This is a genomic window from Dokdonia sp. Hel_I_63, from assembly GCF_007827285.1.
Classification (GTDB): domain Bacteria; phylum Bacteroidota; class Bacteroidia; order Flavobacteriales; family Flavobacteriaceae; genus Dokdonia.
This window is the reverse complement of sequence record NZ_VISD01000001.1, coordinates 1,531,242-1,544,149: the sequence shown is the minus strand read 5'-3', so window position 1 is coordinate 1,544,149 and position 12,908 is coordinate 1,531,242. Positions and strand designations below refer to the sequence as shown.

Below are 12,908 nucleotides of genomic sequence, written 5' to 3'. Positions count from 1 at the left end.
GATTAATATTAAGCAAATGTAAAATGTAAGTCTGCTCAACTATTTAAGCGCCAGCAAGAGGCTTTACACTTCCTGTGAGTTTCTGTTTCCAGTTAGACCATTTATATTTTCTAGCAAAAATATACATGAGAATAGGTAGTATAATAAATATAGGAACAATCTGCCCTATAGCCGAAGGCTCTGCCACATCACGAAAGATAGAATTAGTTTGTAATGCACTCCAATCTGAAGTTACGAGCAGTGCAATAAACATATTATTTGCCGCATGAAAGCCTAGAGCAAGCTCCATTCCATCATCCATAAGCGTTATAATCCCGAGAAAGAAACCTAAACCTATGTAGACCGATAGTATGCTGTATCCAAGCTTTTCTATTTCAGGATTAAGCGCGTGCATGAGTCCAAAAATAAGTGAAGTAATAATAAGAGGCACGAGCTTATTACCAGCAGCAACTCCTATCCCCTGCATTAAATATCCTCTAAAAAGAAATTCCTCAAAAGAAGTTTGTAAGGGTAGTAGTATTAATGTGATGGCTAGAAGCCCTAGAAAAGGCATAAGATTAAAATTCCACACAAGATCTTCTGGAGCAAAATAGTATGCTACAAGTGTGGATACTATAGAAAACGCACCCCAAATAGCAAAAGCAAAGAAAAAACGAGACCAATCTATTTTTTTTCTAGCGGTTACTAGCTTTGTAAATCGCTGCTTATGTAGATACTTAACAACAACAACGAGTCCAAGTAAACCCCCTAAAAAGGTGCAAAGTGCAAGTACTAAGTAAAAATTACTTTCCCCTTCAAAAAGCGGAAAAAAATTCTCTTCTCCTGCTTCTAGAAAAGTATTTATATCACCAGCTCTCATCCACGAGCCTACCATTAATGGAATTGCTCCTAAAATTTGCCAGCCTAAAATAAATATAATCAAGAAACCTATTATATACCTCCAACCCTCATATAAACTCTTATACGCCTGCTCAATATACATATGTTATAATTTAAAATTCCAGTGCTTATTATTATCCGTTCTTAAAGTTCCATTCACTACTTCTAGTGGTGAAGATATATTATTTGTAAAAAGGCTCCCCGTACCTAGTCCTTGAGGCCCTTTTGCTCCTAATTCATGGGTCCATTGTGCGATAGCATTAAGACCAATATTACTTTCTAATGCAGAGGTTATCCACCATGCAATCCCTAATGAATCTGCTACGTCAATCCACTCTTGACTTCCTTTAAAACCTCCAATAAAGCTAGGCTTTAAAATAATATATTGTGGTTTTATAGTTTCAAGCAGCTTGCGTTTTGAAGGGAGATCTGTCACTCCTATAAGTTCTTCATCTAGCGCTATTGGTGTAGGTGTACTCGCACATAATGATGCCATTGCCTCCCACTGTTTTGTAGCAATGGGTTGTTCTATAGAGTGAATATCTAGCTCGGCTAGTTGGAATAGGACTTCTTTTGCTTTCGCGAAAGCAAAACCACCATTTGCATCTACCCGCAAGGTAAGCTGCTCATTATTGTAACTCTTTCTTATAGAGGATAGAATCGCCATTTCGTCTTTAAAGTCAATGGCTCCTATCTTCATTTTTATACAATCAAAACCTTGCTCAAGCTTTTCTGCTACCTGCGCTCTCATAAAATCTTCATCTCCCATCCATATCAAGCCATTGATTTCTATAGCAGAGGTTCCTTCTGTAAAGGTAGATGGAAATAAAACATAGGGATGATTAGATTTAAGTGATAAAAACGCCATCTCAATACCCGCTTGTATACTTGGATAGGCTATTAGTTGTTCCCAAAGAGCTTGAGGTCCTTTAGTTATATTACTACATGCCCATTCCAGCTTCTGCTCATAATCTGGCACATCATCATAACTAAGGCCTCTAAGGATTCCACATTCTCCTACACCCATCTTCCCATTATCATCAATGATAATATACCACGTCTCTTTTGTACGTAAGACACCTCGTGAAGTACCGCTGGGGCTCTTGAACTCTAATATGTGCTTTTTATAATGTGCTTTCAATACGATTTTATTGGTCTAGTAAAAGTACTTAATCATGTGCATAAAACATCTACAGAAATGAATTCTCAATATGATTTATTACATATATTTTCTTCAAGAAGTAAGCGGTTCATCCCCTATTTATTACCTTATATCTATGTTTTTTAAATACTAAAAAAGCGTTTTAATTTATAATTAATTAAATTACAAATAGTTACATAAAATTTTTACTAGTTAAATATATTAGAAATAAATTTTTTGTAATCTAAAAAATAGCTAGATTTATCTATATAAACGTCACTATTATGATTGCATATCCTACAAAGGGACATTTATTAGTTGCCGAACCATCTATACTAGGTGATACATCATTTACAAGGTCTGTAATTCTTCTTGCAGATCATAATGATAAAGGTTCTGTAGGGTTTATTCTCAATAAACCGCTGGATGTCAAACTATCAGACTTAATAGAAGGCATAGAGGATTGTGAGATGCCTATTTACAATGGAGGACCTGTAGAGCAAGAGAATCTATATTTTATACACACCGTTCCTGATCTTATAGAAGATAGCCTTGAAATAGCCTCAGGTATTTATTGGGGAGGGAATTTTGAGAGAGCCCTAGAACTAATTATGAACGAAGAAATCTGCTGTGAAAAAATTAAATTTTTTCTAGGATATAGTGGATGGGAAAGCAACCAGCTTAACCAAGAGATCGTGCAAAACAGCTGGGTCATTCTTGAAAATGACCAACAAGATGCACTACTCAAAGATAACCACACAGCACTGTGGAGAGATAAAATTATAGAAATAGGCGGTGATTATGCCTTATGGTCTAATGCTCCAGAAAACCCTCAATATAACTAACCTAATCTTACTTTTACATTAAGTTTTTTTAACAAAGCTGAAGCAGCATCAATTTTAAACTCCTTTTTTCTATACTTTGTTATAGGCTGTATTCCCATAATGGTGTTTGTAATAAAAAGCTCATCTGCTTTTTGCAATTCAAATGGTGATATAGATGCCTCTTCAAAAGTGTACTCATCCATTAGTCCTATAATATTAATAAGTTGTTTCCTTATCACACCGCGTAAGCAACCATCAGTAAGTGGTGGTGTCTTAATGTGGTTTCCTTTTACTAGAAATAAATTCCCTTGCAATGCTTCGGCTATATTTTTCTCATTATTTACTAGTAGACAATTATCATATCCATTTTCTTGAGCATAGATACTTCCTGTAACGTACACAATCTTATTAGTTGTTTTAAGCGTAGATATTAAATCTGCATTTATATAATGGTCTTTATACAACTCCACCTCGTAAGGTTCTTCGTTTAGGAGATAAAAAGGATTAGGGTGCGCTTTCGCGAAAGCGTAATAACCCACACCGCGCTCTTCTGGAAGATACGTGCCGCCACCAGATCTATACACTGTAATACGTATGCGAGCTGTTTGATCAATTAGACCAGAAGCTGTCAAAGTCTTCAAGAGTTCTTCTTCAAGAAACTCTGGCGTGAACTCCATTGGGATTTCCATGCGAAGAATGCGCATAGAAGCCATAAGTCTAAAGTAGTGGTCTTCCCAGAAAAGGAGTTTACCGTTTACTGCTTTAATTGTTTCAAAAAGTCCATCGCCATAAAGTAGCCCTCTATTAAATGGATTAAGTTGCGCATCCTCTGGTGAGGATAAAGTTCCGTTGTGATTGATCATAAAAAAACCGCCTTTTAGGGAGGCGGTGCAAAGATATTAATTAGGCTTTAGTTATGATGAGCCTATTACTTGTTTCAACTCTGAAATTTGATTTTCCCAGAACATTTTACCTTCATCTACTTCATCTTCTTCTGCAAAGTCTGTTATCATGAGTGATACATCCTTGGTAATCTCATCTACTTGGAGACGTAATTCAAAATAATATTCCTCTCCTTCATCTGCCGCCCATTGGAATTTTATGCGGTCATCGTTCTTTTTGGTAAGGAGTTTTGCTTTTTCCTCACTTCCGTCCCAAATAAAAGTGTAGTGGTCACCTCTTAAATTTACATTATCTGCAAACCACTCACTCATTCCTGATGGAGTAGCTATATATTGGTATAATAAAGAAGGAGAAGCTCTTACAACAAACTCAATCTCATATTTTATTTTATCGCTCATAGAAAGGTATTAATAGTACGACAATATATTGAAAGTAATTAGTAGAACAAAGCAATTAAATTAATTTTATTTAAGAAAGAGGTTTGCACAACCACAAATATATTTTATATTTGCACCCGCTTAGGCACATTGCTTATGCGAGCACACAAAATTGCTCTTATTATTAATAGCAATTTTAAATTATGGCGAGGTAGCTCAGCTGGTTAGAGCGTCGGATTCATAACTCGGAGGTCGGGGGATCGTGCCCCCCTCTCGCTACATAATTATAAAGGCTTTACATTTCTGTAAAGCCTTTTTTATTGTACAAAATTTCACTTAAAAGTCTTAGCCCACATATTTTTATCGCTCTCTTATTTAACAATAAAGTTGACTGCTCTAAAAATAATTAGGATATAAAACACAACATCATTTGTAATTATGCCCCTATCCTATGTATCGACGGGAGGTTTAAAAGAAATTTAGATCTTAACATTATAATCTTCTTTAGACTTTACTAATATTTGATACTTAAATTTGTAGTGAATGGTAATTGTAAAGCATGAAACAAAAACTAGCATCACTTATTTATTGGATTAAAAGTTTATTAGTCAAGGTATTTAAAAAATATGATGGTAGATGGGCTTATATTATCACCACAATCATCGCCTTAGCACTCTTTATAGGTGGTATAAAATTATTTATATCCCTTACAGAAACTTTAAAAAGTACCTATCTAGCTGCGTCTGATACGGCAATTTCAAACTACGTTGCCAGTTTTAGAACACCTTATCTCACAAACTATTTTATTTTTGTAACAGATCTGGGTGATGCTCTAGGTTATGTTATCACATTTATATTATGCACGATTATATTCTATTTTACATTTAAAAAATGGCGATATGTTGCCCAACTTGCATTTGTGATGGTGCTTGCTTTGAGTTCTAATCTTATTTTGAAACAAATCATTAATAGAGCGCGACCAGATGCCGAACATCTTGTAACAGTAGAAACGCTTAGTTACCCTAGCGGGCACGCGATGATGGCAATGGCTTTTTACGGGACACTGTTATTCTTAGTAAGTAAATTCCCAATTAAGAAATTTTATAAAATTCTACTTATCACTCTGTGCTTGATTTTGATATTAAGTATCGGCGTTAGTCGTATTTATTTAGGCGTTCATTACCCCTCAGATGTCGCAGGTGGATTTATTGCAGGCTTTGTTTGGGTAGTGTTTTGTGTGATTGTTTTTGATTTAATTCAAATTTTTAAACGAGACCCAGCAACCTAATGTTATATTTTACGCTTTCGCGAAAGCAAAAAAAAACTCACCGTATATTAAAAAAGAAATCTAATGAACTATAGAAAATATATACCTCACCTATTTATTGTCACTCTCGCAATCATTGTCACTGTAAGTTGTGCAAATAGCTACAATGGTCAGAGCGATGAAAAAGACAAAATAACAATTAAAAAAAAATCTAAAAAAGATTATACGATTGTAAACACTTGGAAAATGCCCAAAATTTTAAATGAGGTAAGTGGCATCTCATGGATTTCTGACAACAGACTAGCTTGCGTAGAAGATGAGGATGGCACCATTTTCATTTATGATCTTAAAAAAGAAAAAGTCATTCAAGAAGTAGCCTTTGCTGGTCATGGAGATTATGAAGGTATCACAGTTAATGGTAAGGATGCCTACGTGATGCGCAGTGATGGACTAATTTATGAGGTATTACGCTTTCGCGAAAGCAATCCAACTGTTACTAACTTTCAAACAGCATTTAGCGGTCGCAACAATATAGAAACCCTCACTCTAGACACAAAAAAAAATAGTTTAGTTATAACTCCGAAAGATCGTGATAGTAATGAGGATTTTAAAGGTCTATATTATATCCCTTTAAACTCTAAAATAATGCCTGTAAAACCAGTCATTCGTATAAATATGAATGACAAAGCTTTTGAGGATTTTAAAAAGAAAAAAGCGTATCGCACTTTTAGTCCTTCTGATGTGGCAATACATCCAGTGACGGGTGACTACTATGTGCTTGAAGGTAAAAAACCAAAGCTGGCAATACTAGATAGCGACGGTACCGTTAAAAAAGTATACCAACTCGATAAAGACGACTTTGCTCAGCCAGAGGGAATTACTTTTAGTCCTGACGGAAGGCTTTTTATTTCTAATGAAGCTAGAAAGGACGAAGCTACGATTGTAGAAGTTGTCTTTAATTAAGAAACGCAGATTGGCACCTGCATTTGCGTATTACTTAACACTCTCTAGGCTATTTTATCATTTTTAACTCATTAATGAGCTTTATCAACTTAGGTATAATTAATTCTGTATTTCTATAAGAAATCTCATGGCCTTTGCCTGATACTGTGATGATCTCAACATTCTGAAAATTTTCTTTGCTAAAGTTTACATTTTCATAGGGAACAATATCATCGTTATCGCCATGAATGTGAATCACTGGTACTTTTAGATTCTTCCAGTCGGCTTTTATTAAATCTAGTTCGGCTGCGTGTATTTTCTTTTCATCTCCTGCTACGCGATAAGCTGTGGGCACAATCCATCGCGTTATTTTCCACTGTGTAAAACGAGCTACCCAAAAGTCTTTTTCTATAGAAGGATTAATCGCTGGAGAGATCATAACAACAGCTTTTACTTCTGGATTTAAAACTCCTATTCTTGCTGCAATAGGCCCTCCGTAAGATGAGCCTACAGCTATAATATTTTTTATCCCTTTTTCTTTAAGAATAGTGGCCATTAATTGGGCTTGACGTTCAATAGAAGGGAATTCTTTACCAAAATTAGAGTAGCCGTAGCCAGGCCTGTCTATTGCATAAATATTTGCATTTTTAATGAGAACATTATTTGAGATATAGCTCTCCCAGGCAGCGATAGAACTAGGTGCTCCATGAAAAAAAACAAGATTTACATCGCTATCTGCGGTAGTAACCTCCTGGATACGAACTTTTAAATCAAGACTATCAACTTGAAAATATGAGATGTTACTTTCAACTTTTAAGGCAGTAAACTTTTCATGAATCTCTTGATCAGACTTACGCCATTGTAATACACTACAAGAACAAAAGGTTACTATAAATAACAGAAATAGAGGAACATATAGAAAGATCTTTTTCATATTTTCTATAGAAATCGTATGTATGACAAAAGTTAAGCAGTACAGCTATTAATTGCACTTATATCATTATCTGTACAATTAATGCAGCTAACAGTTTATGGCATCAAATCAAAAGAGATTTTTACTCCTTCTATGATCATTCCTGTGCCAATAATCCCTATTATCAACCCCATAATCTTACCTATTACAGAGATTACATTATTACCCAAAACCCTAACAATAAGATTGCTGGCACTAAATGTCATGTACATCAACATGCACATAACAGCAAAAATCAAAATCACAACCCCTATCTCCATGTAAGTTGCATCTGATACTGAATTCATTGCAGTTACAATTGTACCCGGACCTGCAATAATTGGGATAGCTAAAGGTGAGATTGCTATATTCTCATCTACATCTACCTCTTTTAAGTGCTTTACGTTTACCTTCTTAGACTGCAACATATCAAAACCGATAAGAAATACTAAAATCCCACCAAATATCTTAAAAGCCGGTATTGTTATTTGGAATAACTCGAAAATGAATTTGCCTAATAACACAAAACCAGCCACAATAACAAAAGCAACAATGTTTGCTCTTTTATTGATATTTTGCTTTGTCTTTTTATCTGCTCCCTCTGTGAGGGACAAAAAGATGGTCATATTTGAAATTGGATTTGTTATAGCAAAAAAGCCCGTAAATACGGTAATTGCAAACGTAATTAGGTTATCCATAAATCGCCAGATTGATTTGACTGTTATTTTATGTTAGCGCTGCACAAAACACTATGTTTTAATAGCCTGTAAATATATAGTATGTTTTTAAACTAAAATCAATATTCGTTTTTATCTATATATGAGAAATACAATTTTTGTGAAAATTCATAGGGTAAATAGTAATTAACATAGTCTTATTTACAATTCTGAAAATAGTTAAGAGTACAACTTATACCTTACAACTGTAATACTGATTAGAATCTTAAAAGGCATCGCGTCTATAAAATTGACAACACAAATTGCTTATTATTTATCTTGTAGTTCCGCTGATATAATATGATTTTCCTAATGAAAGTAATTTCTTAATTATTTAACAAAACACTAACTATTGTCATCTTCGTTATTAAATTTTTAAATAATTGTGAGAAATTATGATCACTTTAAAACTATTTTAACTTGACGGTATGATTTGAAAAACCAAACTTACTTAGTTTTATGAATTGCGGTAATTAATTACAATTATTGTTGAATTTAGACTCCAATCATTAATTTCCTTAGACTAAAAATAATACTATGAAAGATTTTGACAATCCAGAAAACTTAGAAAAATGCCCTTTTCGTGGGACACGTATTGGTGGTGCATTTGGCACTTCCCCTCAAATTGATGATTGGTGGCCTAATAGATTACAAGTAGAATTGCTTCATCAAGAGCAGCCTGTTGCAAATCCCCTAAGTGATCAATCCTATAAGGAAGCTTTTAATAAAATTGACTTTCAAGAATTAAAAAAAGATATTAAAGAAATGCTTGTCACTCATCAAGAATGGTGGCCAGCAGATTACAATAACTATGGTCCTCAAATGATACGTATGGCTTGGCATTCGGCTGGTACTTACCGTATAGCAGATGGTCGTGGAGGTGGTGCACAAGCGATGCAGAGATTTGCACCTATTAACTCATGGTGGGACAATGGTAATACAGATAAAGCAAGAAGGCTTGTATGGCCTATAAAAAAGAAATACGGCGCGTCACTTTCATGGGCTGACCTTATTATGCTTACAGGTAATTGTGCGCTAGAAATAATGAACTTCCCTACCTATGGTTTTGCAGGTGGAAGACGTGATGCTTGGGAACCAGACCGCAGTACGTACTGGGGACCAGAATTTTGGAATGGTAAGGCATATGATGAATCACAAACTACAGGTAATCATGTAGGCCATCCAGAAGAAATGGTAAACAATAATTTGCGTTGGAAAGGAGATGTAAAGGAAGAATATCATGATTTAGAAAACCCCTTGGCTGCGACACACCAGTCTTTAATATATGTCAACCCTGAAGGTCCTGGAGGAAATATGGACGCAATGGACTCTGCTAGAAATATTAGAGAATCATTTAAGCGTATGGCGATGGATGATGAAGAAACCGTGGCACTTATTGCTGGAGGACATGCTTTTGGAAAAAGTCACGGAATGGTTGATCCAGAAAAAATAGGGGCAGCTCCAGAAAAGGCACCTATTGAGGCTCAAGGTTTCGGGTGGCATAATCCAGTAGGAAGTGGTAATGGTGCAGATACAATGACTAATGGAATTGAAGGATCCTGGACTCCTAACCCTACAGAATGGGACAACACTTACTTAGTAAATCTATTTAAGTATGAATGGAAACAAATCAAAAGCCCCGCAGGAGCAGGACAGTGGACTCCAATAGACCCTAACGCTCCAAAAACTCCTGATGCACATATAGAGGGAAAAATGAACGATTTAATGATGATGACTTCTGACATAGCATTAAAGGTAGACCCTGCTTACAGGGAAGTATGTAAAAAATTCATGGATGATTTTGAGTACTTTACTCAGGCATTTTCAAAGGCTTGGTATAAGCTTACTCACCGTGATATGGGTCCTACAGATAGATATTTGGGACCTGAGGTTCCTGAAAAGGAATTATTATGGCAAGACCCAATCCCTAAACTGATTAAACATACTATCAATGAATTTGATATTGCCTTTCTCAAAACAAAAATTTTAGAAAGCGATATCTCTGTTACTGCTTTAGTAAACGCTGCTTGGTCTGCTGCATCAGTGTATAGACATTCTGATAAAAGAGGTGGAGCAAACGGTGCTCGCATAGCTTTAGAACCGCAAAGAAGTTGGTTATTTAATAGACCTGGTGAATTAAATAATGTCATTAAAGCTCTAGAGGAAATCAAAGAAACATTTAATGTAATGGATACCCCAAGAAAGGTATCTCTTGCTGACCTAATTGTTTTAGGAGGTTGTGTAGGAATAGAAAAGGCTGCTAAAGATGCGGGGAGTACTATATCAGTTCCTTTTACTCCCGGTAGAAATGACACTACTCCAGAACTTACAGATATAGAAAGTTTTGATTGGCTTAAACCAGTATCAGATGGCTTTAAAAACTATCATAACAATAAGGTAGGTTATCATGTTCCTTCTGAACGTATATTTTTAGACCGCGCTCAGCTTTTAACGCTCAATGCTCCAGAATGGACAGTTCTTGTGGGAGGACTTCGAGTGTTAGATCAAAATTTTGATTATTCTAAGCACGGTTTATTTACCGAAAATCCAGGACATTTAACTAATGATTTCTTTAAAGTATTAACGAGTATGGATTATGCGTGGGAGCCTCAAACTAATGATGCACAATTATTCAATGTTCGAGAGAGATCTACAGGAGATATAAAATATACAGCAACCCGTTGTGATTTGATATTTGGCTCAAATTCTCAGTTAAGGAACATCTCAGAAGTATATGCCGCCAATGATGGTAACGAGCGATTCTTGAAAGATTTTGTCGCTGCTTGGGATAAAGTTATGATGCTAGACAGATATGATGTTAAGGATGAATAATAAATAGTTAGATTAATTATTAAGCCCAACTTCAAACAAGTTGGGCTTTTTATTTGAAAAAATTCACTCGTAGAAATATGTTCTTAGACAAACGCTTTCGCGAAAGCTTAGTAAAAAGTTTACAACACAGCAATACAATACAGATGTAAAGACTAATGACTATGAATCACAAATACATAAATCAACAAGTAAGGAAACTATCCAATAAAATTTCTTGTAGAACTTTGTTATGTCCAGAAAATTATTTCTTGAAAATCATCATCTATAGAGAGACTAATTTGAAACAACAAAGGGTATCTCTCGATACCCTTTAAAATACAAACTAAATGTAAATAAACAAACTAATTCAAATAATTGTGAGCCTTATGATGCTCTTATTTACCTCTTATAACTTTTATTAAATCAATAGCCAGAGCTGTCTTTTCTTCTATTTTTTTATAATCCCATGCTCCATTCTCATCTAGAGCAATGAGTTTTGAACCTAGTCCTACGCAGGTTACTCCTGCATTAAACCATTCTTCTAGACTTTCTCTGGTAGGAGAAACACCGCCTGTAGGCATCACTGACGTCCAGGGACATGGTCCTTTTATTGCTTTTACAAACTGGGCTCCATAAATACCTCCTGGAAATAATTTTACAATCTCACAGCCTAGTTCTTCGGCACGGGCAATTTCTGTAAGTGATCCGCAACCTGGTGACCATAGCACTTTTCTTCTATTACACACCAAGGCGATATCTTCACGCAATACAGGAGTTACCACAAAGTTTGCTCCTAACTGCAAATAAAGAGATGCTGCTGCTGCGTTCGTAACACTACCTACGCCAAGTATTAACTCAGGTAATTCCGCTTTCGCGAAAGCGCACAACTCATCAAATACCTTATGTGCATTATCACCACGGCTTGTAAACTCTATTACTCGAGCACCACCGCTGTAACAAGCTTGTAATAATTGCTTGCCTACCTCAACAGATTCATTATAAAACAAAGGAACAATTCCCGTGTCTTTCATCGCTTGTGCTACTTCTAATCTTGTAAATCTTGCCATAATTATCTTGAAACTTTTCCTGATTGATCTCCATCCATAAATCGTTCTATATCTTGTAAAGAGACCAAATTGTAATCACCATAAATGGTATGTTTTAAACAACAAGACGCTACAGCAATATCTACTGCACGCTGCTTGTTTATAGGGTCGTCTATGAGTCCAAAGGCTAGACCGCCCATAAATGCATCTCCACTCCCTACACGGTCTACTACGGGCGTTACTTCTTGAATGTGTGCCCTATACACTTGCTCACCATCATATAATAATCCTCCTATGCGCTGGTGAGATGCACTCACAGAGTATCTTAATGTGGTCGCAACCTGCTTGAGGTTAGGGCATAGTTTAAAAAGCTTGTCATATAAAACAGGGAGTGATTTTTCATCTTGATAGTTAGGTCCTACTTTGTCCTCACCTAGCATAAAAAAAGCAGTATCTATATCTCCTAGTATTAAATTACTATACTTAAGAAGTTCTGGCATTACCTCCTTAGGCTCCTTGCCCCATTTCCAAAGTTTTGAACGGTAATTTAAATCTGTAGAGATGCTGAGCCCCAACTTACTTGCGACTTTTACAGCCTCTAGACACTCTAGCGCTGCTGCTTCTGATATTGCTGGAGTAATACCACTCCAGTGAAACCAAGTTGCACCTTCAAATATTTTTTCCCAGTCAAAACATCCTTTTGTAATAGTAGCCATAGAGCTACCAGCGCGATCATATACCACGTTGCTAGCTCTTGTTCCGGCTCCTGTTTCTAGAAAGTAAATCCCTAGTCTATCACCTCCTCTTTTAATATACTTATCGCCTACTCCAATTTTCTTAATTTCTTGAAGAGCTGTATCGCCTATCTCGTTACTAGGAAGCCTAGTAACAAAATCTGCAGAGACGCCTAGATTATTAAGTGAGACTGCTACATTAAATTCGCCTCCACCATAGGTTACCCCAAAGGTTTTGGCTTGAGAAAATCTCAAGAATCGCTCTGTCGAGAGCCGTAACATAATCTCACCAAAAGTGACTACTTTACTCATATTC

At 35.9% G+C, this 12,908-nt stretch carries 12 protein-coding genes and 1 tRNA gene; 5 read left to right on the top strand and 8 right to left on the bottom strand.

Features of this window, described 5'->3' with window-relative positions:
- Positions 1 to 43: 43 nt before the first annotated feature.
- Together JM84_RS06825 and JM84_RS06820 are read right to left on the bottom strand one after the other, a co-directional pair.
- Positions 44 to 982: a CPBP family intramembrane glutamic endopeptidase gene (locus tag JM84_RS06825; protein ID WP_144783349.1), complete on the bottom strand. Its 939-nt coding sequence runs from the start codon at positions 980 to 982 to the stop codon at positions 44 to 46.
- A 3-nt stretch (positions 983 to 985) separates the two neighbouring features.
- Entirely contained in the window at positions 986 to 2,020 is a 1,035-nt protein-coding gene (locus tag JM84_RS06820; protein ID WP_013749790.1) for an o-succinylbenzoate synthase, read from the bottom strand.
- A 284-nt stretch (positions 2,021 to 2,304) separates the two neighbouring features.
- On the opposite strand from JM84_RS06820, the gene JM84_RS06815 reads away from it, so the two are divergent.
- Entirely contained in the window at positions 2,305 to 2,865 is a 561-nt protein-coding gene (locus JM84_RS06815; protein ID WP_144783347.1) for a YqgE/AlgH family protein, read from the top strand.
- On the opposite strand, the gene JM84_RS06810 is transcribed toward JM84_RS06815, so the two are convergent.
- Both JM84_RS06810 and JM84_RS06805 read right to left on the bottom strand, forming a co-directional pair.
- Positions 2,862 to 3,707, bottom strand: coding sequence for an aminotransferase class IV (locus tag JM84_RS06810; protein WP_144783345.1), 846 nt, complete (start codon positions 3,705 to 3,707; stop codon positions 2,862 to 2,864). The genes JM84_RS06815 and JM84_RS06810 overlap by 4 nt on opposite strands.
- 51 nt (positions 3,708 to 3,758) lie before the next feature.
- Positions 3,759 to 4,145: an START-like domain-containing protein gene (locus tag JM84_RS06805; RefSeq protein WP_144783344.1), complete on the bottom strand. Its 387-nt coding sequence runs from the start codon at positions 4,143 to 4,145 to the stop codon at positions 3,759 to 3,761.
- A 184-nt stretch (positions 4,146 to 4,329) separates the two neighbouring features.
- Here JM84_RS06805 and JM84_RS06800 point away from each other — a divergent pair.
- The 3 genes from JM84_RS06800 (at position 4,330) to JM84_RS06790 (ending at position 6,354) form a co-directional block, all read left to right on the top strand.
- Positions 4,330 to 4,403 (top strand) — tRNA-Met (locus JM84_RS06800).
- Between the two features lie 280 nt (positions 4,404 to 4,683).
- A complete protein-coding gene (locus JM84_RS06795; RefSeq protein WP_144783342.1) occupies positions 4,684 to 5,412 on the top strand; it encodes a phosphatase PAP2 family protein in 729 nt (242 codons plus the stop codon).
- 63 nt (positions 5,413 to 5,475) lie between these two features.
- On the top strand, positions 5,476 to 6,354 hold the full coding sequence (locus JM84_RS06790; RefSeq protein ID WP_013749795.1) for an SdiA-regulated domain-containing protein: 879 nt from the start codon (positions 5,476 to 5,478) through the stop codon (positions 6,352 to 6,354).
- Positions 6,355 to 6,403: 49 nt separating this feature from the next.
- On the opposite strand, the gene JM84_RS06785 is transcribed toward JM84_RS06790, so the two are convergent.
- Positions 6,404 to 7,267: an alpha/beta fold hydrolase gene (locus JM84_RS06785; RefSeq protein WP_144783340.1), complete on the bottom strand. Its 864-nt coding sequence runs from the start codon at positions 7,265 to 7,267 to the stop codon at positions 6,404 to 6,406.
- Between the two features lie 95 nt (positions 7,268 to 7,362).
- Positions 7,363 to 7,983, bottom strand: a complete 621-nt coding sequence (locus JM84_RS06780; RefSeq protein WP_013749797.1) for a MarC family protein — start codon at positions 7,981 to 7,983, stop codon at positions 7,363 to 7,365.
- Between the two features lie 555 nt (positions 7,984 to 8,538).
- Here JM84_RS06780 and katG point away from each other — a divergent pair.
- Positions 8,539 to 10,833, top strand: coding sequence for a catalase/peroxidase HPI (gene katG / locus JM84_RS06775; protein WP_013749798.1), 2,295 nt, complete (start codon positions 8,539 to 8,541; stop codon positions 10,831 to 10,833).
- Between the two features lie 374 nt (positions 10,834 to 11,207).
- Here the strand turns inward: katG and JM84_RS06770 are convergent, their stop codons facing one another.
- Both JM84_RS06770 and JM84_RS06765 read right to left on the bottom strand, forming a co-directional pair.
- Positions 11,208 to 11,879: a bifunctional 4-hydroxy-2-oxoglutarate aldolase/2-dehydro-3-deoxy-phosphogluconate aldolase gene (locus JM84_RS06770; RefSeq protein ID WP_013749799.1), complete on the bottom strand. Its 672-nt coding sequence runs from the start codon at positions 11,877 to 11,879 to the stop codon at positions 11,208 to 11,210.
- Between the two features lie 2 nt (positions 11,880 to 11,881).
- Complete coding sequence (locus tag JM84_RS06765) at positions 11,882 to 12,904, bottom strand: sugar kinase (RefSeq protein ID WP_013749800.1); 1,023 nt, start codon at positions 12,902 to 12,904, stop codon at positions 11,882 to 11,884.
- Between the last annotated feature and the right edge of the window lie 4 nt (positions 12,905 to 12,908).